Below are 23,173 nucleotides of genomic sequence, written 5' to 3'. Positions count from 1 at the left end.
CTATTTTTCAGCAATTCCCTGTCTGTCAAGCGTTTCTACTTTTTTCCTGGGATAGGAATGTTTGCGTGAAAACATGGGAATTCTTTTAAAATAGAGTTTCTCTGGGTTAAAAATGGTTGAAGCTGCTTTAACCCATTTTTATTTTTAGGCATTCGAATGCGACTGAAAAAAGTTGCCGAATGCCGAGTTTCTATGTGTGAAAACACAACCTGAGGGGTGAATAAGTTGGCAGGTAAAGTGATTCAAAGTGGCCGACACCGCCAGCGTCGTACGTATTCACGTATTAACGAAGTGCTGGGCCTTCCAAATCTCATCGAGATTCAACAAAAGTCCTACCAGTGGTTCCTTGATGAGGGGCTCCGTGAGATGTTCCAAGACATTTCGCCAATCCAGGACTTCACAGGTAATCTCGTGCTGGAGTTTATTGACTACAGCTTGGGAGAGCCGAAGTACGATGTTGACGAGTCGAAAGAACGTGACGTCACCTATGCGGCGCCTCTGCGTGTGAAGGTACGTTTGTTGAACAAAGAGACGGGAGAAGTGAAGGAACAAGAAGTATTCATGGGGGATTTCCCGCTCATGACCGAAACGGGAACCTTCATTATTAATGGTGCTGAGCGCGTTATTGTCAGCCAGCTTGTTCGTTCCCCCAGTGTATATTACAACACCAAAGTGGACAAAAACGGCAAGCAGACGTTTACAGCTACAGTAATCCCGAACCGGGGTGCTTGGCTGGAGCTGGAGACCGATGCGAAGGACGTTATTTATGTCCGCATCGACCGTACGCGAAAAATCCCGGTAACGGTTCTTTTGCGTGCGTTGGGCTTTGGTTCCGACATCGAGATTCTCAACTTGCTGGGTGAAGATGAATACATCAAGAACACGCTGGAAAAAGACAATACCGATTCTACGGAAAAAGCGCTCATTGAAATCTACGAGCGTCTTCGTCCGGGTGAGCCACCAACAGTCGAAAATGCGAAAAGCCTCTTGATCTCTCGTTTCTTCGACCCTAAGCGCTATGATTTGGCTTCTGTTGGTCGTTACAAAATGAACAAAAAGCTTCATTTGAAAAACCGTCTGTACAACCAACGTTTGGCTGAAACGCTGATCGATACGACAACAGGTGAAATTTTTGCCGAAGCAGGTCAAATGATTGACCGTCGTGTCCTGGATCGCATCTTGCCAGCGCTGGAAGGCAATGTCGGCTTTATCGATGTTCGCACGCATGGCGGTGTATTGGAAGATGAAGCGATTCATTTGCAATCTATCAATATTTTCTCTCCGATCGAGGATGGCAAGATCATCAAAGTAATCGGAAACGGAAATGTAGATAAGTCCTTCAAACATATTACGCCGGCGGATATCGTATCGGCGATCAACTATTTCATGAACCTCCTGCACGGTGTAGGTTCCACAGACGATATCGACCACTTGGGTAACCGTCGTCTGCGTTCCGTGGGTGAGCTTCTGCAGAACCAGTTCCGTATCGGTTTGTCCCGTATGGAGCGTGTGGTTCGTGAGCGCATGTCCATCCAGGATCAAAACCAAATTACACCGCAAGCTCTCATTAACATCCGTCCAGTGATTGCATCACTGAAGGAGTTCTTTGGTAGCTCGCAGCTGTCCCAGTTCATGGATCAAACAAATCCATTGGCTGAGCTGACGCACAAACGCCGTCTGTCCGCACTCGGACCTGGTGGTTTGACGCGTGAGCGCGCGGGCTTCGAAGTGCGTGACGTTCACCACTCCCACTACGGTCGTATGTGTCCAATTGAGACGCCAGAGGGACCAAACATTGGTTTGATCAACTCCCTGTCGTCCTTTGCACGCATTAACGACTACGGATTCATCGAAACGCCTCGTCGTAAAGTAGATCCGGAAACAGGCTTCGTGTTGACTGATATCAGCTACTTGACTGCTGATGAGGAAGACGTGTTCAACGTGGCACAGGCGAATCAGCCACTTGATGAAGATGGCCGTTTCGTAAACGACATGGTAATCTGCCGTCGTAAAGGTGAGATCTTGAGCGTACCGCGCGACAAGGTAGACTTCATGGACGTATCGCCGAAGCAGGTTGTATCCGTTGCGACAGCGCTGATTCCGTTCCTCGAGAACGATGACGCCAACCGCGCACTGATGGGTTCAAACATGCAGCGGCAGGCCGTTCCGCTTTTGATTCCACAAGCACCGTTTGTCGGTACGGGTATGGAGCATAAAGCAGCGCAAGACTCCGGCGTGGCGATCGTTGCCAAGCATCCGGGTCAAGTAGAGCGCGTAACGGCTCGCGAAATTTGGATTCGTCGTTACCAAGAAATCGACGGTAGAAAAGTTGCTGGCGATCTCGATAAATACAAAATGCACAAGTTTATCCGTTCCAACCAAGGTACCTGCATCAACCAGCGTCCAATCGTAAGCACTGGAGACTGGATTGAAAAAGGCGATATCATTGGGGACGGCCCATCCACTGAAAAAGGTGAATTGGCTCTCGGTCGTAACGTAATCGTTGCGTTTATGACGTGGGAAGGATACAACTACGAAGACGCGATTCTTCTGAGTGAAAAACTTGTAAAAGATGACGTGTATACGTCTATCCATATTGAAGAATACGAGTCCGAAGCTCGCGACACCAAGCTGGGTCCAGAGGAAATCACTCGCGATATTCCAAACGTCGGGGAAGATGCTCTGAAAAACCTGGACGAACGCGGTATTATCCGTGTTGGTGCGGAGATTCAGGACGGCGACATTCTCGTTGGTAAGGTTACACCTAAAGGGGTTACTGAGCTGACAGCAGAAGAACGTCTCCTGCATGCCATCTTCGGTGAAAAAGCTCGTGAAGTTCGTGATACATCCCTGCGCGTACCGCATGGTGGTTCCGGTATCATCGTAGACGTAAAAGTATTTACGCGTGAGAATGGCGACGAATTGCCACCAGGCGTAAACCAACTGGTTCGCGTTTACATCGCCCAAAAACGGAAAATCTCCGTGGGTGACAAAATGGCCGGTCGACATGGTAACAAAGGGGTTATCGCCCGCATCATGGCGGAAGAAGATATGCCGTTCCTGCCAGATGGCTCTCCAGTAGAGATCGTACTCAACCCGTTGGGCGTACCTTCGCGTATGAACATCGGTCAGGTATTGGAGACTCACTTGGGTATGGCAGCGAAGCTTCTGGGTATCCACGTAGCAACGCCGGTATTTGACGGTGCACGTCAGGCAGAAGTATTCGAAACGTTGGAAGAAGCAGGTCTGGATCGTGACGGAAAAACGATCTTGTTTGATGGTCGTACAGGTGAACCGTTTGACCGCCGTGTAACGGTAGGTTGCGTATACATGCTGAAACTGGCTCACTTGGTTGACGACAAAATCCATGCTCGTTCTACTGGTCCTTACTCTCTTGTTACGCAGCAGCCATTGGGTGGTAAAGCTCAATTCGGTGGACAGCGTTTCGGGGAGATGGAGGTTTGGGCATTGGAAGCATACGGTGCTGCCTACACCTTGCAAGAAATCCTCACTGTCAAGTCGGATGACGTCGTGGGCCGCGTGAAAACGTACGAAGCGATCGTTAAGGGCGAAAACGTTCCAGAACCAGGTGTTCCAGAGTCCTTCAAGGTATTGATCAAGGAACTCCAGAGCTTGGGTATGGACGTGAAGATTCTGTCCGGTGACGAGCAGGAGATTGAAATGCGTGAAATGGAAGACGAGGATGAAGGCAACGGTGAAAAACTGAACCTCGTTCTCGAAGGCGGAAGCTTGAACGACGAGTAAGATTCCGGTACAAAGGGAGGTAACGCCCTGTGATTGACGTGAACAACTTCGAATATATGAAGATCGGCTTGGCTTCCCCCGATAAGATCCGTTCGTGGTCTTTCGGGGAAGTGAAGAAGCCTGAGACGATCAACTACCGCACACTGAAACCGGAAAAAGACGGCTTGTTCTGCGAACGCATCTTTGGACCGACCAAGGACTGGGAATGCCATTGCGGTAAATACAAGCGTGTTCGTTATAAAGGTGTAGTGTGCGATCGTTGTGGCGTGGAAGTGACCCGCGCCAAAGTACGGCGTGAGCGTATGGGGCACATTGAACTGGCTGCCCCAGTTTCTCACATCTGGTACTTCAAAGGGATTCCAAGCCGTATGGGCTTGGTGCTCGACATGTCCCCTCGTTCCCTGGAGGAAGTAATCTACTTTGCTTCTTACGTAGTAACCGATCCAGGTGACACTCCTCTCGATAAAAAGCAATTGCTCTCCGAAAAAGAGTATCGCAACTATCGTGAGAAATACGGCCACTCCTTCCAAGCGATGATGGGAGCAGAAGCGATCAAACGCCTGCTTGCAGAAATCGATCTGGATAAAGACGTGGAAACGTTAAAAGAAGATTTGAAAACGGCACAAGGTCAACGCCGCAACCGTGCGATCAAGCGTCTGGAAGTGCTCGAGGCATTCCGCAACTCCGGTAACCACCCGGATTGGATGGTTCTCGACGTACTGCCGGTTATCCCGCCAGAGCTTCGTCCAATGGTTCAGTTGGATGGTGGACGTTTTGCTACTTCCGACCTGAATGACCTGTACCGCCGTGTAATCAACCGTAATAACCGTCTGAAGCGCCTGCTCGAACTGGGTGCTCCTGACATTATCGTACAAAACGAGAAACGCATGCTGCAGGAAGCAGTAGACGCGCTCATCGATAACGGTCGTCGTGGACGTCCGGTAACAGGACCAGGTAACCGTCCTTTGAAATCTCTCAGCCACATGCTGAAAGGTAAACAAGGCCGTTTCCGTCAAAACCTGCTCGGTAAGCGTGTTGACTACTCCGGCCGTTCCGTTATCGTTGTAGGACCTAATCTGAAGATGTATCAGTGCGGTTTGCCTAAAGAAATGGCACTGGAGCTCTTCAAGCCGTTCGTGATGAAAGAGCTGGTTTCCAAAGGCCTCGCTCACAACATCAAGAGCGCAAAGCGCAAGGTTGAGCGCGTTCAGCCAGAGGTATGGGACGTTCTCGAGGACGTTATTCGCGAGCATCCGGTACTGTTGAACCGTGCCCCCACCTTGCACCGTCTGGGTATCCAGGCATTCGAACCAGTTCTGGTTGAAGGCCGTGCGATCCGTCTGCATCCGCTCGTTTGTACAGCGTACAACGCGGACTTCGACGGTGACCAAATGGCGGTTCACGTTCCGTTGTCTGCTGAAGCACAGGCGGAAGCCCGTATCCTCATGCTGGCAGCGCAGAACATCTTGAACCCGAAAGACGGTAAACCGGTAGTAACACCATCCCAGGACATGGTGCTTGGTTCTTACTACCTGACACTGGAACGCGAAGGCGACAAAGGCGAGGGTACAATTTATCGCGATCCTCACGATGCGATTGCCGCTTATCAGCAAGGCTTTATCAGCCTGCATACGCGCATCGCTCTGCCAGCAAAACGCCTGAACAAAACCAGCTTTACTGAACGTCAAGAGAACGCGCTTCTCGTAACGACAGTAGGGAAAGTGATCTTCAACGAGATCTTCCCTGCAGATCTGCCGTTCATCAATGCACCGACCAAGGCTAACCTGCAATTTATGGTTCCAGACGAGTGCTTTATCTTTGATAAAGGTACAAATGTTTCAGAGTTCATCAAGAACCTGCCTGATCCGGGTGCGGTGAAGAAAGGCTTCTTGGGAACGATCATTTCCGAGTGCTTCCGTCGTTTCGGTACGATGAAAACGTCCATGATCCTCGACAAGATCAAGGAACTGGGCTTCACGTACTCGACAAAAGCAGGTATCACGATTGCCGTAGCGGACATTGCGGTACCAGGAAAGAAAAAAGACATCCTCGACGCAGCAGACGAGAAGGTTGCAACTGTTATGACGCAGTTCCGTCGCGGTTTGATCACCGAGGACGAGCGCTATGACCGCGTAATCTCCATCTGGTCCAAAGCGAAGGATGAAGTAACAGACGTTTTGATGAAGTCCATGGATAAGTTCAATGCGATCTTCATGATGGCGAACTCCGGTGCCCGTGGTAACGTATCCCAGATCACTCAGCTGGCTGGTATGCGCGGTCTGATGGCAAACCCATCCGGTCGAATCATCGAGTTGCCGATTAAATCCAACTTCCGTGAAGGTCTGACGGTATTGGAGTACTTTATCTCCACGCACGGTGCGCGTAAAGGTCTCGCCGATACAGCCTTGCGTACAGCGGACTCGGGTTACCTGACTCGTCGTCTGGTAGACGTTGCCCAAGACGTGATTGTACGCGAAACCGATTGTGGAACAGATAAAGGTATCCGTGTAACAGCGATCAAGGATGGTAAAGAAGAAATCGAGAAGCTGTCTGACCGTCTGGTAGGACGTACTTGCTTCGAGACTTTGCGCCACCCTGAGACAAAAGAAATCATCGTGCACCGCAATGAGGAAATCTCAGAAGAGGTTGCCGAGTATATCGAAAAAGTTGGAATCACTGACGTTTACATCCGTAACGTACTTGCTTGCCGCACCAGCCACGGTGTCTGCAAACTGTGCTACGGACGCAACCTGGCAACAGGAGCCGAGGTGGAAGTGGGAGAAGCAGTTGGTATTATCGCTGCACAATCCATTGGTGAGCCGGGTACCCAGCTGACCATGCGTACCTTCCATACCGGTGGGGTTGCGGGAGACGATATTACCCAAGGTTTGCCGCGTATTCAGGAGTTGTTCGAAGCGCGTAATCCGAAAGGGCAAGCAGTCATCTCCGAAATCGATGGTGAAGTTGTTGATATTCGCGAAGGGAAAGATCGTCGCGAGATCGAAGTGCGTGGGGAAGCGGAGAACAAAGTGTATGCAGCACCGTATGGCTCGCGCATCAAGGTTTCTGTTGGTGTCAAGCTGAATGCCGGTGATGAGCTCACGGAAGGTTCCGTAGACCCGAAAGAAATGCTCAAAGTTCGCGGTATGCGCGGCGTTTCCAACTACATCTTGCAAGAGGTACAAAAAGTTTACCGTATGCAAGGGGTAGAAATTAACGACAAGCACGTAGAGGTTATGATTCGTCAGATGCTGCGCAAACTGCGCGTTATCGACAGCGGAGATACAGACCTCTTGCCAGGTTCCTATGTTGAGGTTCCAGAATTTGAGCAAGCGAACGCAAAAGTTCTCATGGAAGGCAGAAATCCAGCAGTGGGCCGTCCGGTTCTTCTGGGGATCACCAAAGCATCCCTCGAAACCGACTCCTTCCTGTCGGCAGCATCCTTCCAGGAAACAACTCGCGTTCTTACCGATGCAGCGATCAAAGGAAAAGTGGACCGCTTGCTAGGTTTGAAAGAGAACGTTATTATCGGGAAGCTGGTTCCAGCAGGTACCGGTATGTCACGTTACCGCAATGTAAAAGTTGCTAGTCAAGTAGATTACGAAGCAGAGCTGGAAGCAGCGAAAGCTGAGCAAGAAGCAGTTTCTGTAGAGTAATTGCGGGAAAAGCGCCCATCAATCGGTGATGGGCGCTTTCCTAAACGTATAGGAATTTATAAAATAAATTCCGGAGCGCATCAAAACTTTCCGCTAAAATGCGGTCGCTCCGCCATGAATAGGCCTCGATAGAGGTTTAGTTAATAAAAATATCAAATGGGCGTTGACAACAACTAGTCCACCTGATATTATATTCAAGTGTGCCTGACATCTGTACTTTGGAGGATATGAGAATCATGTCTTATGAAAAAGTAGAGCGGGCCAAGGACTTGACAATCGGCATTAAGCAGACGATCAAAGCTGTTGAAAGCCAACAGGTAGAAGCGGTGTATATCGCTGTTGATGCAGATAAGCGTTTGACCCAAAAAGTCGAGCTCCTTTGCAAAGAGAAGGGTGTTCCAGTCATTCATGTAGATTCCATGCGCCGTCTAGGCAAAGCGTGCGGAATTGAAGTGGGAGCGGCAACCGCTGCGATTAAGAAAAGTGGTTAACGATGTTTTTGTCTGTGGTTACACGTTGCGTAATACTGGACAAGGACTTTCTATTTGGCCTAAAAATGACTCACCTGGATCTGTGGTCTTGAAGATTGGGTATTAAGAAGGGAGGTAACATCATGCCTACAATTAACCAATTGGTGCGTAAAGGTCGCGAGGATAAGGTTGTGAAGTCGAAGTCCCCAGCTCTTCAAAAGGGGTACAACAGCTTCAAGAAAAGCCAAACCAACCAAAGCTCTCCTCAAAAACGTGGTGTTTGCACTCGTGTAGGTACCATGACTCCGAAAAAACCGAACTCCGCGTTGCGTAAATACGCTCGTGTGCGTTTGACAAACGGAATCGAGGTAACAGCTTACATCGGTGGTATCGGCCACAACCTGCAAGAGCATAGCGTCGTGCTGGTGCGCGGCGGTCGTGTAAAAGACTTGCCAGGGGTACGCTACCATATCGTTCGTGGTGCTCTTGACACTGCTGGTGTGAACAACCGTAAACAAGGTCGTTCCAAATACGGTACTAAGCGTCCGAAGCCAGGTCAAGCAGCAGCGAAGAAGTAATAAGAAAAGCGCCTGTGAAGTGGCGTGAATTTATAACGAAAAGAAGGAGGGAATACGATGCCTCGTAAAGGTCCTGTAACCCGTCGTGACGTGCTGCCTGATCCTATTCACAACAGCAAGTTGGTTACTCGCTTGATTAACCGCCTGATGTTGGATGGTAAGCGCGGTGTAGCTCAGAACATTCTCTACAACGCATTTGACATCATCCAGGAGCGCACAGGTCGCAACCCGATGGAAGTGTTTGAAGAAGCACTGAAAAACGTAATGCCAGTACTGGAAGTTAAAGCTCGCCGTGTAGGTGGTGCTAACTACCAAGTACCAATCGAAGTAAAACCGGAGCGCCGTACCACTCTTGGTCTGCGTTGGATGGTTAACTACTCCCGTAACCGTGGAGAGAAAACCATGGAACAACGCTTGGCTAACGAGATCATGGACGCTGCTAACAACACCGGTGCAGCAGTTAAAAAGCGTGAAGACACGCACAAGATGGCTGAAGCGAACAAAGCGTTTGCTCACTATCGCTGGTAGGAATTGAATCGGGTGTCCGTTTTGGATACCCGTTTATTCTCAAACTCGAGTATGGAAGGAGCATACCTAATGGCTCGCGAGTTCTCTTTGCCGAATACGCGTAATATCGGTATCATGGCTCACATCGATGCTGGTAAGACGACGACTACTGAGCGTATTCTGTTCTACACTGGTCGTGTTCACAAAATTGGTGAGGTGCACGAAGGTGCAGCTACAATGGACTGGATGGAACAAGAGCAAGAGCGCGGTATTACCATTACTTCGGCTGCTACTACTGCTCAATGGGCTGGTCATCGTATCAACATCATTGATACACCAGGTCACGTAGACTTCACTGTAGAAGTTGAGCGCTCCCTGCGCGTTCTTGACGGTGCTGTAACCGTTTTTGACGCAAAAGGTGGCGTTGAGCCGCAAACCGAAACAGTATGGCGCCAAGCTGACCGCTATGGCGTACCGCGCATGTGCTACATCAACAAAATGGATATCTTGGGTGCTAACTTCGATATGTGCTTGGGTCAGATCAAATCTCGCCTGGGTGCAAATCCAGTAGCTATCCAATATCCAATCGGTGCAGAAGATCAATTCAAAGGTATGGTTGACCTGATTGAAATGAAGGCAATCGTATATACTGATGACTTGGGTAAAACTTCTGACTCCGCTGAAATTCCTGCTGACATTCTGGCACGTTGCGAAGAACTTCGCATGGCTATGGTTGAAGCAGCTGCTGAACAAGACGAAGAGCTCATGATGAAGTACTTGGAAGGCGAAGAGCTGACCAACGAAGAAATCCGTGCTGCTCTGCGTAAGGGTACTATCGAGTGCAAACTGACGCCGGTAATGTGCGGTTCTTCTTACCGTAACAAAGGTGTTCAGCCTATGCTGGACAACGTTGTAGCTTACCTGCCGTCCCCGGTAGATATCCCTGCAATCAAAGGTACATTGCCAGATACTGATGAAGAAGTAGATCGTCCAGCTGATGATAACGGTCCGTTCTCTGCTCTTGCGTTCAAGATCATGACTGACCCTTATGTAGGCCGTCTGACATTCTTCCGTGTATACTCCGGTGTACTGAACTCCGGTTCTTATGTGCTCAACTCTACTAAAGGTAAGCGTGAGCGTGTAGGCCGTATCCTGCAAATGCACGCAAACCACCGTGAAGAAATCCAAACGGTTTACTCCGGTGACATTGCTGCTGCAGTAGGTTTGAAAGATACAACAACTGGTGACACTCTGTGTGATGAAAAGGCTCCTGTTATCCTCGAGTCTATGGAATTCCCAGAGCCAGTTATCTCTGTTGCGATCGAACCAAAATCCAAAGCAGACCAAGACAAGATGGGTATCGGCCTGTCCAAGCTGGCTGAAGAGGATCCGACGTTCAGAACCCGCACAGACGAAGAGACTGGTCAAACAATCATCTCCGGTATGGGTGAGCTTCACCTGGAGATCATCGTTGACCGTCTGAAACGCGAATTTAAAGTTGAGTCGAACGTAGGTGCTCCACAGGTTGCTTACCGTGAAACATTCCGTAACCCAGCTAAAGTGGAAGGTAAATTCGTTCGTCAGTCCGGTGGTCGTGGTCAATACGGTCACGTTTGGGTGGAGTTCGCTCCTCTCGAGCCGGGTCAAGGCTTCCAATTCGAAAACAAAATCGTTGGTGGTGTAGTACCACGCGAATACATCCCTGCTGTTCAAGCGGGTATCGAAGAATCGATGAAAAATGGTGTTATCGCCGGCTTCCCGCTGGTTGATATCAAAGCTACTATCGTAGACGGTAGCTACCATGATGTCGACTCCTCCGAGATGGCATTTAAAGTAGCAGGTTCCCTCGCATTGAAGGAAGCTGCGAAAAAATGTGGCGCTGTACTGCTCGAGCCAATCATGAAAGTAGAAGTTACAATGCCTGAAGAGTACATGGGCGACGTAATGGGTGACCTGAACTCCCGCCGCGGTCGTATCGAAGGTATGGAAGCTCGTGCAAATGCACAAGTAATCCGTGCAATGGTACCACTGTCCGAGATGTTCGGATATTCCACAGTTCTGCGTTCCCGTACTCAAGGTCGTGGCGTTTACTCCATGGTGATCGACCACTACGAAGAAGTACCTAAATTTATCGCTGAAGAGATCATCAAGAAATCTAAAGGCGAATAATTACAGGTTACGACTTTATCTTGCAACCAGAAAGGTTTACAATATTGAAGGGACAACCATTCGTAAGGTAAACCTTTCTTCAAACCATAAAACCCTTATGTATAAGGAGGCTTTACTCTCATGGCAAAAGAAAAATTTGAGCGTAATAAACCACACGTTAACATCGGTACTATCGGTCACGTTGACCATGGTAAAACTACCCTGACTGCTGCTATTACAACTGTATTGGCACAACAAGGTAAAGCAAAAGCTATGAACTACGCTGCAATTGACGCTGCTCCAGAAGAAAAAGAGCGTGGTATCACAATCAACACTGCTCACGTTGAGTACGAAACTGAAAACCGTCACTATGCTCACGTTGACTGCCCTGGTCACGCTGACTACGTGAAAAACATGATTACTGGTGCTGCTCAAATGGACGGTGCTATCCTGGTTGTATCCGCAGCTGATGGCCCAATGCCACAAACTCGCGAGCACATCCTGCTCTCCAAGCAAGTAGGCGTACCTTACATCGTAGTATTCATGAACAAATGCGACATGGTAGACGATGAAGAGTTGTTGGAACTGGTTGAAATGGAAATCCGTGACCTGTTGTCTCAATATGAGTTCCCAGGTGACGACACTCCAGTAATCAAAGGTTCTGCTAAAGAAGCTTTGGACAACCCAACTGGCGAGTGGGCTAAGAAAATCGCTGAACTGATGGATGCTGTTGACACTTACATCCCAACTCCTGAGCGTGCAACTGACAAGCCGTTCCTGATGCCTGTAGAGGACGTGTTCACGATCACTGGTCGTGGTACTGTTGCTACTGGTCGTGTAGAGCGCGGTATCGTTAAAGTTGGTGACCAAGTAGAAATCATTGGTCTGGCTGAAGAAACAAAAGCTACAACTGTAACTGGTGTTGAGATGTTCCGCAAATTGCTGGATCAAGCTCAAGCTGGTGACAACATCGGTGCTCTGCTGCGCGGTGTAGACCGTAACGACATCGAGCGTGGACAATGCTTGGCGAAACCAGGTTCCGTTAAGCCTTACACTAAGTTCAAAGCAGAAGTTTACGTTCTGTCCAAAGAAGAGGGCGGACGTCACACTCCTTTCTTTGCTAACTACCGTCCACAATTCTACTTCCGTACAACTGACGTAACAGGTATCATCCAACTGCCAGAAGGCGTTGAAATGATCATGCCTGGCGACAACACTGAGTTCACTGTAGAACTGATCGCTCCAGTAGCGATGGAACAAGGTACTCGCTTCGCTATCCGCGAAGGTGGCCGTACAGTAGGCGCTGGCGTTGTAGCTTCTATCGACGCGTAAGATATACGGATATACAAAACCCGACAACTTTGGTTGTCGGGTTTTTTTATGCTCTTTTATCGAATTTTTAAATAACTCCCATCAAAATCATTCAATTTGCCTCTCGTAGCAATATGCTACAATACCATCAGGATTGGATGGGGGATATTAGAGATGAAAAATAATGAGCGATTATTGTTTCTTATGCTTGCGGGTGTTGTCACGCTGTGGGGCTTGAACGTCGTCATGGTCAAGTATTTAACAACGTTTCCTCCATTATATGTCGCGGCCATACGCATGACTGTCGGTGGAATATGTTTATCGCCACTCATCTTCTTATACCGAAAGAGTTTGCGATTTAGCAAAACAGATTGGTTCTTGTTGGCCGGAGTCGGTGCTAGTTCTATCGCGCTTCATCAAATAACGCTTGCAGCCGGTGTTCAATACACGACGGCAGGAAATGCATCGCTTATTCTTGGATTAAATCCGTTGGCAACGGCACTCTTGGCAATGCTTTTCTTAGGGGAAGGCATGTCGTTGAAAAAAGGGCTTGGCATTGGAATGGGTTTTGCGGGAGTGTTGATTGTCGTCATCTCTCAGCACGGCGGCCTTCATATGAATGGCTGGGGAGATGCTATTATGTTTTTCTCCATGCTTATGTATGTAACGGGGGGGTTACTCATACGGAAATTGGTCGTAAGAGGTGTACCGGTACTCTTAATTACGGCTTTATCGCAAATGTTTGGGGTCATCTTCTTGTGGGGAGTCGCATTGACTGTTCAACCAGCTTCCTATTATCTCTCTTTGGACGTTTCTCCCTTCCAGTGGCTTGTGATTTTTGCTTCAGGTGCGCTATCAACTGCGCTCGGCTCGATCGGTTGGAATTATGGGATACGCCAGCTGGGAGCGAGTCGAACGGCTGTTTTCCTAAATGGAATGCCAATGGCCAGTTTGGTATTTGCGGCGATATTCCTGGGAGAAAGCCTTCAACTTGTACACTTACTAGCATTGTGTATGATCGTAGGCGGTGTATACTTGGGATCGCGTAACTTGGTGAGACCGAAAGCTACAAGTGCGGCAGCGGCAGCAACCTCTGATATAACAACAAAAGCGTAGGACAGTAATTGTCCTACGCTTTTTCTTATTGATCCCACTTATTGACCATATGATGAGCAGTTAAACGCAAGCGATCAAAGATTTGCTCCCGAATTTCGCCTTCCAGTCCAGTCAGGTCCATGGCTTTATCCATACAAGAGAGCCAAGCCTCTGCCTGTATAGGTCCAATAGGGAACGGCATGTGTCGTGCTCGCAGCATCGGATGACCATGGGCGTCCGAATACAGGCTTGGACCACCGAGAAACTGTGTCAAAAACTGATATTGACGTTCCTTCACGTGGGTTAAATCTTCAGGGAAGAGGTCAGTAATGTCGGGATGCTGCTTAACCAGATCGTAAAAGGTATCGACAAGACGGGCCAAGGTATCTGCACCGCCAATGATTTCATAAGGGGTTTGATTCAAATCAGACATTGAGGATAACCTCCATTTCATAGCGATTACAACCATAAGTATAACGTCTTCCTTCTATTATAGATAGATGAGTCAGCGAGTTGGCAGGTAATCCCGCTTGCCTTCCTTCCCGGAAATCTGTAATATGATCAAGGTGAGCCATTCAGTAGGCACACCATGTACAAAAAAATATACGGAAACCCAAGAAAAAACTTGCGTTGCCCAAATCTTTTTAGTACAATATTGAATGTTGGTCATGGACTTGCGATGATGTGGGAGGTTGCTGACACACCCGGCCCCTTTGCCATGACCGGGGTGCAGGATATTTCCACGGAGAAATGTCTGTTTAAAAAATGGGCGAAAAAGGAGGGACTTCAATGGCAAAGCAAAAGATTCGTATTCGTTTGAAGGCGTATGATCACAAAATCCTGGATCAGTCCGCAGAAAAAATTGTGGACACTGCGAAGCGTTCCGGTGCTAACGTATCCGGTCCAATTCCACTCCCTACGGAGAAAGCAGTTTACACGATCCTGCGTGCGGTTCATAAGTACAAAGATTCTCGTGAGCAATTCGAGATGCGTACACACAAACGTTTGATCGACATCTTGAACCCAACACCACAAACAGTAGATGCTTTGATGCGTCTGGATCTGCCATCTGGTGTGGATATCGAGATTAAACTGTAAGGTCCCAAAAAGCGATACACGCGCAGACGTTGTCTTGATAAGCGTGTTATACCAAGCAACAAACCCTTAAAATGGCACCCCTGCGCATCGGTGGGGACTTGATACAACATAAAAACGTTTTACTGAAATAAGCACAGGAGGTGGCACAAATGACCAAAGGAATCTTAGGGAAAAAACTTGGCATGACTCAAGTTTTTGGTCCAAACGGAACAGCGACTGCTGTAACGGTCATCGAAGTTGGTTCTAACGTAGTTCTTCAGAAGAAAGACGTTGAGAACGACGGTTATGAAGCGATTCAAATCGGCTTCGAAGACAAAAAAGAACAGCGCGCTAACAAGCCGGAAAAAGGACATGCAGCGAAAGCTAACACTGCTCCTAAGCGCTTCATTCGCGAAATTCGCGGAGTTAACCTCGCTGATTACGAGGTTGGTCAAGAGTTGAAGGCTGACATTTTTGCCGAGGGAGAAATGGTGGACGTAGCTGGCGTATCCAAGGGTAAAGGTTTCCAAGGTGCGATCAAACGTCACAATCAATCCCGCGGTCCTATGGCTCACGGTTCGCGTTACCACCGCGGTCCAGGTTCCATGGGTGCTGTAGCTCCAAACCGCGTATTTAAAGGTCAAACATTGCCAGGTCAAATGGGTGGCGACAACGTTACTATCCAAAACCTGGAAGTAATTAAAGTAGATACAGAACGCAATCTGGTTCTCGTAAAAGGCTCCGTGCCTGGTCCGAAAAACAGCTGCGTACTGGTATCCACGGCAGTCAAGAAGAACTAGTAAGGAAAGGAGGAACTGACATGCCGAAAGTAGCTCTTTATAACCAAACCGGTTCTCAAGTTGGCGAAATCGATCTGGCAGACAGCGTATTTGGGATTGAGCCTAACAGCGCAGTTCTGTACGATGCGATCGTGATGCAACAAGCATCCCAACGCCAAGGTACACATGATGTAAAGAACCGTTCTGAAGTACGTGGTGGTGGCCGCAAGCCATGGCGCCAAAAAGGTACAGGTCGTGCACGCCAAGGTTCCATTCGCTCTCCGCAATGGAAAGGTGGCGGTGTTGTATTCGGTCCAACTCCGCGCAAATACGGTTACAAACTGAACCGTAAAGTTCGTCGTTTGGCTCTGAAATCTGCACTTTCCACGAAAGTACAAAACAACGAACTCCTGGTATTGGAAGCTTTGAACTTCACAGCTCCTAAAACTAAGGAAATGACAGCTGTTCTGAGCAGCTTGAAAGTAGATCGCAAAGTTCTGATCGTTACTTCCGAGTACGACCAAAACGTAGCGCTCGCTTCCCGTAATATCCCAGGTGCAAAAATCGTAGATGCTGCAGGCATTAACGTTCTTGATCTGGTAGCGCATGACAAAGTAATCGTGACGAAAGAAGCGGTTGCGAAAGTAGAGGAGGTGCTCGCATAATGAAGAGCCTTCATGATGTCCTTAAACGCCCTGTCATTACCGAGCGCACCACTGATATGATGGCTGAGAAAAAGTACGTTTTCGAAGTACCTCTCAAAGCCAACAAAACAGAAATCAAACAAGCTGTTGAAAAAGTATTTGGCGTAAAAGTAGAAGCAGTTAACACAGTTCGTGTACCTGCGAAACCAAAACGCTACGGAAAATACTCCGGTTACACGTCCGAGTGGAAGAAAGCAATCGTTAAGCTGACTGATGACAGCAAAGAATTGGCCTTCTACGAGGGAGTATAACCTCGACGACTACCGAAAAGGAGGGTATTAACATGGGTATCAAAAAGTTTAAACCGACTTCTCCTGGTCGTCGCCAAATGACGGTTTCTACTTTCGAGGAGATCACCACGTCGACTCCCGAAAAATCCTTGTTGGCGCCTCTCAGCAAAAAAGCTGGTCGCAACAACCAAGGTAGAATTACCGTTCGTCATCAAGGTGGCGGTCATAAACGTAAATACCGTATTATCGACTTCAAACGTAACAAAGATGGTATCATTGGTCGCGTAGCAACCATTGAATACGATCCAAACCGTTCCGCTAACATCGCGCTGATCAACTATGCAGACGGTGAAAAGCGTTACATTATCGCTCCACACAACCTGAAAGTGGGCGACCAGATCGTATCCGGAGCAGATGCCGACATCAAAATCGGTAACGCACTGCCAATGGAGAAAATCCCGGTAGGTACTACCATCCACAACATCGAGCTGAAACCTGGTAAAGGCGGCCAATTGGTGCGCGCTGCTGGTACTTCCGCTCAATTGCTTGGTCGTGATGGTGAGTTCGTAATCGTTCGCCTGTCTTCCGGTGAAACACGCCGCATTCACAACGTATGCCGCGCTACTATCGGTCAAGTAGGTAACCTGGATCACGAACTGCTGAACATCGGTAAAGCAGGACGTTCCCGCTGGTTGGGTATCCGTCCAACTGTTCGCGGTAGCGTAATGAACCCGAACGATCACCCACACGGTGGTGGTGAAGGTCGCGCTCCAATCGGTCGTAAAGCACCTGTTACTCCTTGGGGTAAACCAACCCTGGGTCTCAAGACTCGCAAGAAGAAGAACAAGTCCGACCAATACATCATCCGCCGCCGCAAGAAGTAAGGTAGGCTGATACTATAACCGAACGCCTTTGGCGAAGGGAGGTTCACTAATGGGACGTAGCTTAAAAAAGGGTCCTTTCGTGGATGACCACTTGATGAAAAAAGTTGACGAGCAAAATGAAAAGAACGAGAAACGCGTGATCAAAACTTGGTCTCGCCGTTCCACCATCTTCCCTGAGTTCGTAGGACACACGTTTGCAGTTTACGATGGCCGCAAACATGTACCAGTATACGTATCGGAAGACATGGTTGGTCATAAATTGGGTGAATTCGCACCAACTCGTACCTTCAAGGGTCACGTCGACAACGACAAGAAGTCCAAGAAGCGCTAATTTTCTCTTGACAGAGAGGAGGTACAAAGATGGAAGCAAAAGCAGTTGCACGCAATATTCGCATCGCGTCTCGTAAAGTCCGCCTGGTGGTAGACTTGATCAGAGGCAAGCAAGTAGGTGAAGCTTTGGCGATCTTGAAACACACGCCAAAGGCAGCTTCTCCAGTTGTTGAAAAACTCCTGAAGTCGGCTATTGCAAACGCTGAGCACAACTATGAGATGGATCCAAACAGCCTCGTAGTGGGCAAAATCTTCGTAGACCAAGGTCCTACGTTGAAGCGTTTCCGTCCGCGCGCTATGGGTCGCGCTAGCCGCATCCATAAACGCACGAGCCACATCACAGTGGTACTAAACGAGAAATAAGGAGGGATTACGTGTGGGTCAAAAGGTAAGCCCGGTAGGTCTTCGGATCGGTGTCATTCGTGACTGGGAGTCCAAATGGTACGCTGACAAGGACTTCGCAACTCTGTTGCACGAAGACTTGAAAATCCGCAAGTATGTAAAAGGGCGTCTGAAAGATGCTGCTGTATCCACGATCGAAATCGAACGCGCAGCTAATCGCGTGAACGTTACGATTCACACCGCTAAGCCTGGTATGGTAATTGGTAAAGGTGGAGCTGAGGTTGAGACTCTGCGCAAATCTTTGACTGAGCTGACTGGCAAACGCGTTCATATCAATATCAACGAAATCAAACGTCCGGATCTGGATGCTACTCTGGTAGCTGAAAATATTGCACGCCAATTGGAAAACCGCATTTCTTTCCGCCGTGCGCAAAAGCAATCGATCACTCGTACGCTGCGCTCTGGTGCTAAAGGTATCAAAACCTTGGTAAGCGGTCGTCTTGGCGGCGCGGACATCGCACGTTCTGAAGGTTACAGCGAAGGTACTGTTCCACTTCACACATTGCGCGCTGACATCGACTACGGTACTGCTGAAGCACATACCACTTATGGTCGCATCGGTGTTAAAGTGTGGATCTATCGTGGAGAAGTCCTTCCAGCGAGAAAGAACGTCGCTACTGAGGAAGGAGGCAAGTAATCATGTTGACGCCAAAACGCGTGAAACACCGTAAACAACACCGCGGGAAAATGGCTGGTAACGCAAAAGGCGGTACTACTGTTGCGTTCGGTGAATACGGATTGCAAGCAATGGAGCCATCTTGGGTAACTAACCGTCAGATCGAGGCAGCTCGTATCGCGATGACTCGTTACATCAAACGTGGTGGTAAAGTATGGATTAAAATTTTCCCTGATAAACCAGTAACACAAAAACCGCTCGAAGTCCGCATGGGTTCCGGTAAAGGTTCTCCTGAGAAATGGGTAGCGGTAGTGAAACCAGGCAAGATCATGTTCGAACTTGCTGGTGTTCCTGAAGAAGTCGCTCGCGAAGCTATGCGTCTGGCTATGCACAAACTGCCAATCAAGTGCAAGTTCGTGAAGCGTGAAGAAGTGGGTGGTGACGCACATGAAGGCTAATGAGTACCGTAATTTGACCACTGCCGAGATCGAACAAAACGTTACTTCTTTGAAAGAAGAGTTGTTCAACCTTCGTTTCCAGCTGGCTACGGGTCAACTCGAAACCACATCTCGTATCAAACAAGTGCGTAAGGATATTGCTCGTGCGAAAACCGTCCTGCGCCAGAGAGAATTGGGAATCGGCTAATTATAGGAAGGAGGTTTGAACGATGACCGCAGATCGCAATATGCGTCGAACAGTTGTAGGTCGCGTTGTTTCCGACAAGATGGATAAAACCATTGTTGTTCTTGTAGAAACTTACAAGACACATCCTTTGTACGGCAAACGCATGAAATTCTCGAAAAAGTTCAAGGCTCACGACGAGAACAACACGGCAAAAGTGGGCGACATCGTAGAAATCATGGAAACTCGTCCATTGTCGAAAGACAAACGTTTCCGTTTGGTACGTATCGTCGAAGAGGCAGTAATCGTATAAGTCAGATTTTCGGATATTAAGTCCGAAAGGAGGAACAGTAAATGATCCAAACTCAGACGAGATTGGCTGTTGCTGACAACTCCGGTGCAAAGGAACTCATGTGCATCAAGGTTCTGGGTGGTTCCGGTCGTAAAACGGCGAACATCGGTGATGTTATCGTGTGCTCCGTAAAATCCGCTACACCCGGCGGCGTTGTCAAGAAAGGTCAAGTAGTTAAAGCGGTAGTAGTACGCACAGTAAGTGGCGTTCGTCGTAACGATGGTTCTTACATCCGTTTCGATGAGAACGCAGCTGTAGTTATCAAAGACGATCAATCCCCTCGTGGTACTCGTATCTTTGGACCTGTGGCTCGTGAGCTCCGTGACAAGGATTTCATGAAGATCATCTCTCTGGCTCCAGAGGTTATCTAATTGAACGGCAAAACTCAGGCAGTTTGTTCGATAGGAGGTGCACCAAGCGATGCACGTTAAAAAAGGCGACACTGTTATCGTAAATGCGGGCAAAGATAAAGGCAAAAAAGGTCGCGTTCTCGCTGCTTATCCAAAGAAAGAACGCGTTCTGGTTGAAGGTATCAACCTCGTGAAGAAACACAGCCGTCCGTCCCAAGCTAACCCGCAAGGTGGCATTGTGACTCAAGAAGCAGCTATTCACGTATCCAACGTATCTTTGATCGATCCGAAGTCCGGAAAAGCTACTCGCATCGGTTACAAAGTTTTGGATAACGGCAAGAAAGTTCGGTACGCGAAAAAGTCTGGCGAAGTACTCGACAAGTAGTCAGGTTGGAAAGGAGGATATCCTAGATGGCAACAAGATTGAAAGAAAAGTATACGAGCGAAATCGTGCCTAGCTTGATGAGCAAGTTCAGCTACACTTCCATCATGCAAGTGCCGAAAGTAGAAAAGATCATCATCAATATGGGTGTTGGCGAAGCGGTAGCTAACGCTAAGTCCTTGGATACTGCAATTGAAGACCTGCAAATCATCGCTGGTCAAAAGCCTGTAGTAACAAAGGCTAAGAAATCCATCGCGGGTTTCAAATTGCGTGAAGGTATGCCGATCGGTGCGAAGGTTACTCTGCGCGGCGAGCGTATGTACCACTTCCTCGACAAATTGATGAACGTATCTCTCCCGCGTGTTCGTGACTTCCGTGGAATTTCTTCCAAGGCTTTTGACGGTCGCGGTAACTACACACTCGGTCTGAAGGAACAACTGATCTTCCCTGAGATCGAGTACGATAAAATTGATAAAGTTCGCGGTATGGACATCGTAATTGTTACTTCCGCGAAAACGGATGAGGAAGCTCGTGAGTTGCTGACTCAAATGGGTATGCCATTCCGTAAATAAACCCACTCGTAAGGAGGGAAGAATGTGGCAAAGAAATCTATGATCATCAAGCAACAGCGGCAGCCGAAGTTTGCAGTACGCGCGTACACTCGTTGCGAGCGTTGCGGACGTCCTCACTCCGTATTGCGCAAATTCAAACTCTGCCGTATTTGCTTCCGTGAACTTGCTTATAAAGGTCAAATTCCAGGCGTGAAAAAAGCAAGCTGGTAATTTGAAACGGGAAGGAGGTTTTCTCTCATGGTTATGACTGATCCAATCGCAGATATGTTGACTCGCATCCGTAACGCCAACATGGTTCGCCACGAGAAAGTGGAAATCCCGGCGTCTACCATCAAGAAGGAAATCGCGCGCATTCTTAAAGAAGAAGGCTTCATCCGCGATGCGGAGTTTGTTGAAGACAACAAACAAGGAATCATCCGCGTATTCCTGAAGTACGGTGCTAACAACGAGCGCGTCATCACAGGTCTGAAGCGTATCTCCAAACCAGGTCTTCGTGTATATGCGAAAAACAACGAAGTACCAAAGGTTTTGGGTGGCCTCGGTTGCGCGATCATCTCTACATCCACTGGTGTAATGACTGACAAACAAGCTCGTCAAGCACATGTTGGTGGAGAAGTTCTTGCATACGTTTGGTAATTAACAGATTGTAAATAGCACAGGAGGTGCACCACATGTCTCGTGTCGGTAGAAAACCGATCGTGGTACCTGCAGGCGTTACCCTCACTCTGAACGGAACTGAGCTGACGGTAAAGGGCCCTAAGGGTCAACTCGTTCGTAGCTTCCATGAAGATATCAAAATCAACATCGCTGAAAACGAAGTAATCGTTGAGCGTCCAAGCGATAACAAACTTCACCGTTCCCTGCATGGTACAACTCGTGCGCTGGTATCCAACATGGTAACTGGCGTATCTGAAGGCTTCACTCGTACCCTGGAACTGGTCGGTGTAGGTTACCGTGCTGCCAAGTCTGGCAACGGTGTTACTCTCTCTCTTGGTTTCTCCCACCCAGTGGAAGTTACTCCAGAAGAGGGTATCGAAATCGATGTACCAAACCAAACCACTTTGGTGGTAAAAGGTATTAACAAAGAGCGCGTAGGCCAAGTTGCTGCTGAAATCCGTTCTCTGCGTAAACCTGAGCCATACAAAGGTAAAGGTATCAAGTACAGCGATGAAGTGGTTCGTCGTAAAGAAGGTAAAAAAGGTAAATAAGCTTCTAGCTTCATGAGAAAGGAGGCCGCTTAATGTTTACGAAAGCTGATAAAAACAAAGCTCGGAAAAAACGCCACCTGCGAATCCGCAAACGCGTGATTGGTTCTACCATTCGCCCGCGTCTGAACGTTTTCCGTTCTTCTAAGCATATCTACGCTCAATTGATCGATGATGCAACTGGCGTAACACTGGTGTCTGCATCTTCTTTGGATAAAGAGCTGGGCCTGAAAAATGGCGCTAACGTGGAAGCTGCTACAGCTGTTGGCACACTGATCGCTAAGCGTGCACAAGAAAAAGGTGCGACAGAAGTGATTTTTGACCGCGGTGGTTACATTTATCATGGACGTATTAAAGCACTGGCAGAAGCAGCTCGTGAAGCTGGTCTGCAATTCTAACAACAAGGAGGGTAAGGAATGCGTATCGACCCTAGCAAATTAGAGCTCGAAGAAAAAGTAGTCGCAGTTAACCGTGTAGCAAAAACGGTTAAAGGTGGACGTCGTATGAGCTTCAGCGCCTTGGTTGTTGTGGGAGACCGTAACGGCCACGTAGGTGCTGGTATGGGTAAAGCTCAAGAAGTTCCAGACGCCATTCGCAAAGCGATTGACGACGCTAAGAAAAAATTGATCCGTGTACCGATGAGAGGAACAACTGTTCCGCACGAAGTAATGTGCCAATTCGGTGCTGGTAAAGTTCTGATCAAACCTGCTGCTCCAGGTACTGGAGTTATCGCTGGTGGACCTGTTCGTGCCGTTCTCGAACTGGCAGGTGTAGGTGACATTTTGAGTAAGTCTCTTGGTTCCAACAATCCTATCAACATGGTCAACGCTACGCTGGAAGGTCTCGGCCGTCTGAAAACAGCGGAAGATGTCGCGAAATTGCGCGGTAAGACTGTTGACGAGTTGTTGGGTTAATAAGGAGGGAATGAACATGGCAAAATTGCAAATCACCCTCAAACGCAGCCTGATCGGTCGTACAGTAGATCAGCAAGACACTGTTAAAGCTCTGGGTCTTCGCAAAATCAACTCCACTGTAGTGAAGGAAGATAATCCTGCAATTCGTGGAATGGTTTTCAAAGTGAAGCACTTGGTAGAAGTGAAAGAAGTAGAAGCTTAATTGAACATCTCAATTAGTTAGGA

Annotated in this window: 29 protein-coding genes; 28 read left to right on the top strand and 1 reads right to left on the bottom strand. The window is 48.3% G+C overall.

The genetic code is table 11. The features are described from left to right. Nucleotides 1-225: 225 nt before the first annotated feature. From rpoB to FB479_RS29940, 8 genes are all read left to right on the top strand, one after another. Nucleotides 226-3,765 carry a DNA-directed RNA polymerase subunit beta gene (rpoB, locus tag FB479_RS29975; protein ID WP_106656576.1) on the top strand — a complete coding sequence of 1,180 codons (3,540 nt, stop codon included), beginning with the start codon at nt 226-228 and terminating at the stop codon, nt 3,763-3,765. A gap of 29 nt (nt 3,766-3,794) precedes the next feature. After that, nucleotides 3,795-7,421 carry a DNA-directed RNA polymerase subunit beta' gene (gene rpoC, locus FB479_RS29970; RefSeq protein WP_106656575.1) on the top strand — a complete coding sequence of 1,209 codons (3,627 nt, stop codon included), beginning with the start codon at nt 3,795-3,797 and terminating at the stop codon, nt 7,419-7,421. Between the two features lie 236 nt (nt 7,422-7,657). Beyond that, the gene (locus tag FB479_RS29965) at nt 7,658-7,912 is read left to right on the top strand and encodes a 50S ribosomal protein L7ae-like protein (protein ID WP_017247041.1); all 255 of its coding nucleotides are present in this window, start codon (nt 7,658-7,660) and stop codon (nt 7,910-7,912) included. Between the two features lie 122 nt (nt 7,913-8,034). Beyond that, on the top strand, nt 8,035-8,469 hold the full coding sequence (gene rpsL / locus FB479_RS29960) for a 30S ribosomal protein S12 (protein WP_012683978.1): 435 nt from the start codon (nt 8,035-8,037) through the stop codon (nt 8,467-8,469). A gap of 57 nt (nt 8,470-8,526) precedes the next feature. Continuing rightward, on the top strand, nt 8,527-8,997 hold the full coding sequence (gene rpsG, locus FB479_RS29955) for a 30S ribosomal protein S7 (RefSeq protein ID WP_007716226.1): 471 nt from the start codon (nt 8,527-8,529) through the stop codon (nt 8,995-8,997). Nucleotides 8,998-9,066: 69 nt separating this feature from the next. Continuing rightward, a complete protein-coding gene (gene fusA, locus FB479_RS29950; RefSeq protein ID WP_106656574.1) occupies nt 9,067-11,145 on the top strand; it encodes an elongation factor G in 2,079 nt (692 codons plus the stop codon). Between the two features lie 120 nt (nt 11,146-11,265). Further along, nucleotides 11,266-12,456, top strand: a complete 1,191-nt coding sequence (gene tuf, locus FB479_RS29945) for an elongation factor Tu (protein ID WP_106656573.1) — start codon at nt 11,266-11,268, stop codon at nt 12,454-12,456. Nucleotides 12,457-12,609: 153 nt separating this feature from the next. Next, nucleotides 12,610-13,551 carry a DMT family transporter gene (locus FB479_RS29940; RefSeq protein ID WP_142067626.1) on the top strand — a complete coding sequence of 314 codons (942 nt, stop codon included), beginning with the start codon at nt 12,610-12,612 and terminating at the stop codon, nt 13,549-13,551. A 25-nt stretch (nt 13,552-13,576) separates the two neighbouring features. On the opposite strand, the gene FB479_RS29935 is transcribed toward FB479_RS29940, so the two are convergent. Beyond that, nucleotides 13,577-13,963 carry a globin domain-containing protein gene (locus tag FB479_RS29935; RefSeq protein WP_142067625.1) on the bottom strand — a complete coding sequence of 129 codons (387 nt, stop codon included), beginning with the start codon at nt 13,961-13,963 and terminating at the stop codon, nt 13,577-13,579. Between the two features lie 356 nt (nt 13,964-14,319). Here FB479_RS29935 and rpsJ point away from each other — a divergent pair, with 356 nt between their 5' ends. The 20 genes from rpsJ to rpmD all read left to right on the top strand — a co-directional run bounded on the left by rpsJ (nt 14,320) and on the right by rpmD (nt 23,150). Then, nucleotides 14,320-14,628, top strand: a complete 309-nt coding sequence (gene rpsJ, locus FB479_RS29925) for a 30S ribosomal protein S10 (protein WP_005828858.1) — start codon at nt 14,320-14,322, stop codon at nt 14,626-14,628. A gap of 149 nt (nt 14,629-14,777) precedes the next feature. Continuing rightward, nucleotides 14,778-15,407, top strand: coding sequence for a 50S ribosomal protein L3 (gene rplC, locus FB479_RS29920; RefSeq protein WP_106656570.1), 630 nt, complete (start codon nt 14,778-14,780; stop codon nt 15,405-15,407). Between the two features lie 20 nt (nt 15,408-15,427). After that, nucleotides 15,428-16,051 carry a 50S ribosomal protein L4 gene (rplD, locus tag FB479_RS29915; protein ID WP_106656569.1) on the top strand — a complete coding sequence of 208 codons (624 nt, stop codon included), beginning with the start codon at nt 15,428-15,430 and terminating at the stop codon, nt 16,049-16,051. After that, nucleotides 16,051-16,341: a 50S ribosomal protein L23 gene (gene rplW / locus FB479_RS29910; RefSeq protein ID WP_007716243.1), complete on the top strand. Its 291-nt coding sequence runs from the start codon at nt 16,051-16,053 to the stop codon at nt 16,339-16,341. Before rplD ends, rplW begins: the two co-directional genes overlap by 1 nt. Before the next feature lie 32 nt (nt 16,342-16,373). Next, nucleotides 16,374-17,204 (top strand): 50S ribosomal protein L2, encoded by an 831-nt coding sequence (gene rplB / locus FB479_RS29905; protein WP_012683985.1) that lies wholly within the window; start codon nt 16,374-16,376, stop codon nt 17,202-17,204. Between the two features lie 49 nt (nt 17,205-17,253). Then, nucleotides 17,254-17,535, top strand: coding sequence for a 30S ribosomal protein S19 (gene rpsS, locus FB479_RS29900; RefSeq protein ID WP_005828846.1), 282 nt, complete (start codon nt 17,254-17,256; stop codon nt 17,533-17,535). Between the two features lie 29 nt (nt 17,536-17,564). Beyond that, entirely contained in the window at nt 17,565-17,897 is a 333-nt protein-coding gene (gene rplV / locus FB479_RS29895) for a 50S ribosomal protein L22 (protein ID WP_047074707.1), read from the top strand. Between the two features lie 13 nt (nt 17,898-17,910). Then, the gene (rpsC, locus tag FB479_RS29890; RefSeq protein ID WP_048035658.1) at nt 17,911-18,573 is read left to right on the top strand and encodes a 30S ribosomal protein S3; all 663 of its coding nucleotides are present in this window, start codon (nt 17,911-17,913) and stop codon (nt 18,571-18,573) included. A 2-nt stretch (nt 18,574-18,575) separates the two neighbouring features. Further along, complete coding sequence (rplP, locus tag FB479_RS29885; protein ID WP_007716249.1) at nt 18,576-19,010, top strand: 50S ribosomal protein L16; 435 nt, start codon at nt 18,576-18,578, stop codon at nt 19,008-19,010. Further along, a complete protein-coding gene (gene rpmC / locus FB479_RS29880; RefSeq protein ID WP_012683988.1) occupies nt 19,000-19,197 on the top strand; it encodes a 50S ribosomal protein L29 in 198 nt (65 codons plus the stop codon). Before rplP ends, rpmC begins: the two co-directional genes overlap by 11 nt. A 22-nt stretch (nt 19,198-19,219) precedes the next feature. Beyond that, nucleotides 19,220-19,486, top strand: coding sequence for a 30S ribosomal protein S17 (rpsQ, locus tag FB479_RS29875; protein WP_012683989.1), 267 nt, complete (start codon nt 19,220-19,222; stop codon nt 19,484-19,486). 41 nt (nt 19,487-19,527) lie between these two features. Next, nucleotides 19,528-19,896: a 50S ribosomal protein L14 gene (gene rplN, locus FB479_RS29870; protein ID WP_012683990.1), complete on the top strand. Its 369-nt coding sequence runs from the start codon at nt 19,528-19,530 to the stop codon at nt 19,894-19,896. 49 nt (nt 19,897-19,945) lie between these two features. Continuing rightward, on the top strand, nt 19,946-20,260 hold the full coding sequence (gene rplX, locus FB479_RS29865) for a 50S ribosomal protein L24 (RefSeq protein ID WP_007716253.1): 315 nt from the start codon (nt 19,946-19,948) through the stop codon (nt 20,258-20,260). A 26-nt stretch (nt 20,261-20,286) separates the two neighbouring features. Beyond that, nucleotides 20,287-20,829, top strand: coding sequence for a 50S ribosomal protein L5 (gene rplE, locus FB479_RS29860; RefSeq protein ID WP_106656568.1), 543 nt, complete (start codon nt 20,287-20,289; stop codon nt 20,827-20,829). Nucleotides 20,830-20,853: 24 nt separating this feature from the next. Beyond that, nucleotides 20,854-21,039: a type Z 30S ribosomal protein S14 gene (locus tag FB479_RS29855; RefSeq protein WP_005828830.1), complete on the top strand. Its 186-nt coding sequence runs from the start codon at nt 20,854-20,856 to the stop codon at nt 21,037-21,039. Nucleotides 21,040-21,066: 27 nt separating this feature from the next. After that, nucleotides 21,067-21,465 (top strand): 30S ribosomal protein S8, encoded by a 399-nt coding sequence (gene rpsH / locus FB479_RS29850; protein WP_047074701.1) that lies wholly within the window; start codon nt 21,067-21,069, stop codon nt 21,463-21,465. Between the two features lie 35 nt (nt 21,466-21,500). Next, on the top strand, nt 21,501-22,037 hold the full coding sequence (gene rplF / locus FB479_RS29845) for a 50S ribosomal protein L6 (protein WP_106656567.1): 537 nt from the start codon (nt 21,501-21,503) through the stop codon (nt 22,035-22,037). 32 nt (nt 22,038-22,069) lie between these two features. Further along, nucleotides 22,070-22,432, top strand: a complete 363-nt coding sequence (rplR, locus tag FB479_RS29840; RefSeq protein ID WP_047074697.1) for a 50S ribosomal protein L18 — start codon at nt 22,070-22,072, stop codon at nt 22,430-22,432. 18 nt (nt 22,433-22,450) lie between these two features. Continuing rightward, complete coding sequence (gene rpsE, locus FB479_RS29835) at nt 22,451-22,948, top strand: 30S ribosomal protein S5 (RefSeq protein WP_047074695.1); 498 nt, start codon at nt 22,451-22,453, stop codon at nt 22,946-22,948. Nucleotides 22,949-22,964: 16 nt separating this feature from the next. Then, nucleotides 22,965-23,150 carry a 50S ribosomal protein L30 gene (rpmD, locus tag FB479_RS29830; RefSeq protein ID WP_012683995.1) on the top strand — a complete coding sequence of 62 codons (186 nt, stop codon included), beginning with the start codon at nt 22,965-22,967 and terminating at the stop codon, nt 23,148-23,150. Nucleotides 23,151-23,173: the final 23 nt, after the last annotated feature.

This window comes from Brevibacillus sp. AG162, assembly GCF_006715575.1.
Lineage (GTDB): Bacteria > Bacillota > Bacilli > Brevibacillales > Brevibacillaceae > Brevibacillus > Brevibacillus brevis.
The sequence above is the reverse complement of the archived record's forward strand: the minus strand, read 5'-3'. Positions and strand labels throughout refer to the sequence as shown.

Coding starts and splice junctions, on each gene's coding strand:
- rplN (WP_012683990.1), top strand. CDS start 19,528: ATGATCCAAACTCAGACGAGATTGGCTGTTGCTGACAACTCCGGTGCA.
- rpsH (WP_047074701.1), top strand. CDS start 21,067: ATGGTTATGACTGATCCAATCGCAGATATGTTGACTCGCATCCGTAAC.
- rplC (WP_106656570.1), top strand. CDS start 14,778: ATGACCAAAGGAATCTTAGGGAAAAAACTTGGCATGACTCAAGTTTTT.
- tuf (WP_106656573.1), top strand. CDS start 11,266: ATGGCAAAAGAAAAATTTGAGCGTAATAAACCACACGTTAACATCGGT.
- fusA (WP_106656574.1), top strand. CDS start 9,067: ATGGCTCGCGAGTTCTCTTTGCCGAATACGCGTAATATCGGTATCATG.
- rplR (WP_047074697.1), top strand. CDS start 22,070: ATGTTTACGAAAGCTGATAAAAACAAAGCTCGGAAAAAACGCCACCTG.
- rplV (WP_047074707.1), top strand. CDS start 17,565: ATGGAAGCAAAAGCAGTTGCACGCAATATTCGCATCGCGTCTCGTAAA.
- rpsS (WP_005828846.1), top strand. CDS start 17,254: ATGGGACGTAGCTTAAAAAAGGGTCCTTTCGTGGATGACCACTTGATG.
- rpsQ (WP_012683989.1), top strand. CDS start 19,220: ATGACCGCAGATCGCAATATGCGTCGAACAGTTGTAGGTCGCGTTGTT.
- rpsJ (WP_005828858.1), top strand. CDS start 14,320: ATGGCAAAGCAAAAGATTCGTATTCGTTTGAAGGCGTATGATCACAAA.
- rpmC (WP_012683988.1), top strand. CDS start 19,000: ATGAAGGCTAATGAGTACCGTAATTTGACCACTGCCGAGATCGAACAA.
- rplF (WP_106656567.1), top strand. CDS start 21,501: ATGTCTCGTGTCGGTAGAAAACCGATCGTGGTACCTGCAGGCGTTACC.
- rplX (WP_007716253.1), top strand. CDS start 19,946: ATGCACGTTAAAAAAGGCGACACTGTTATCGTAAATGCGGGCAAAGAT.
- rpsE (WP_047074695.1), top strand. CDS start 22,451: ATGCGTATCGACCCTAGCAAATTAGAGCTCGAAGAAAAAGTAGTCGCA.
- rplW (WP_007716243.1), top strand. CDS start 16,051: ATGAAGAGCCTTCATGATGTCCTTAAACGCCCTGTCATTACCGAGCGC.
- rplD (WP_106656569.1), top strand. CDS start 15,428: ATGCCGAAAGTAGCTCTTTATAACCAAACCGGTTCTCAAGTTGGCGAA.
- rpsL (WP_012683978.1), top strand. CDS start 8,035: ATGCCTACAATTAACCAATTGGTGCGTAAAGGTCGCGAGGATAAGGTT.
- rplB (WP_012683985.1), top strand. CDS start 16,374: ATGGGTATCAAAAAGTTTAAACCGACTTCTCCTGGTCGTCGCCAAATG.
- FB479_RS29965 (WP_017247041.1), top strand. CDS start 7,658: ATGTCTTATGAAAAAGTAGAGCGGGCCAAGGACTTGACAATCGGCATT.
- rpsG (WP_007716226.1), top strand. CDS start 8,527: ATGCCTCGTAAAGGTCCTGTAACCCGTCGTGACGTGCTGCCTGATCCT.
- FB479_RS29940 (WP_142067626.1), top strand. CDS start 12,610: ATGAAAAATAATGAGCGATTATTGTTTCTTATGCTTGCGGGTGTTGTC.
- rplP (WP_007716249.1), top strand. CDS start 18,576: ATGTTGACGCCAAAACGCGTGAAACACCGTAAACAACACCGCGGGAAA.
- rplE (WP_106656568.1), top strand. CDS start 20,287: ATGGCAACAAGATTGAAAGAAAAGTATACGAGCGAAATCGTGCCTAGC.
- FB479_RS29935 (WP_142067625.1), bottom strand. CDS start 13,963: ATGTCTGATTTGAATCAAACCCCTTATGAAATCATTGGCGGTGCAGAT.
- rpmD (WP_012683995.1), top strand. CDS start 22,965: ATGGCAAAATTGCAAATCACCCTCAAACGCAGCCTGATCGGTCGTACA.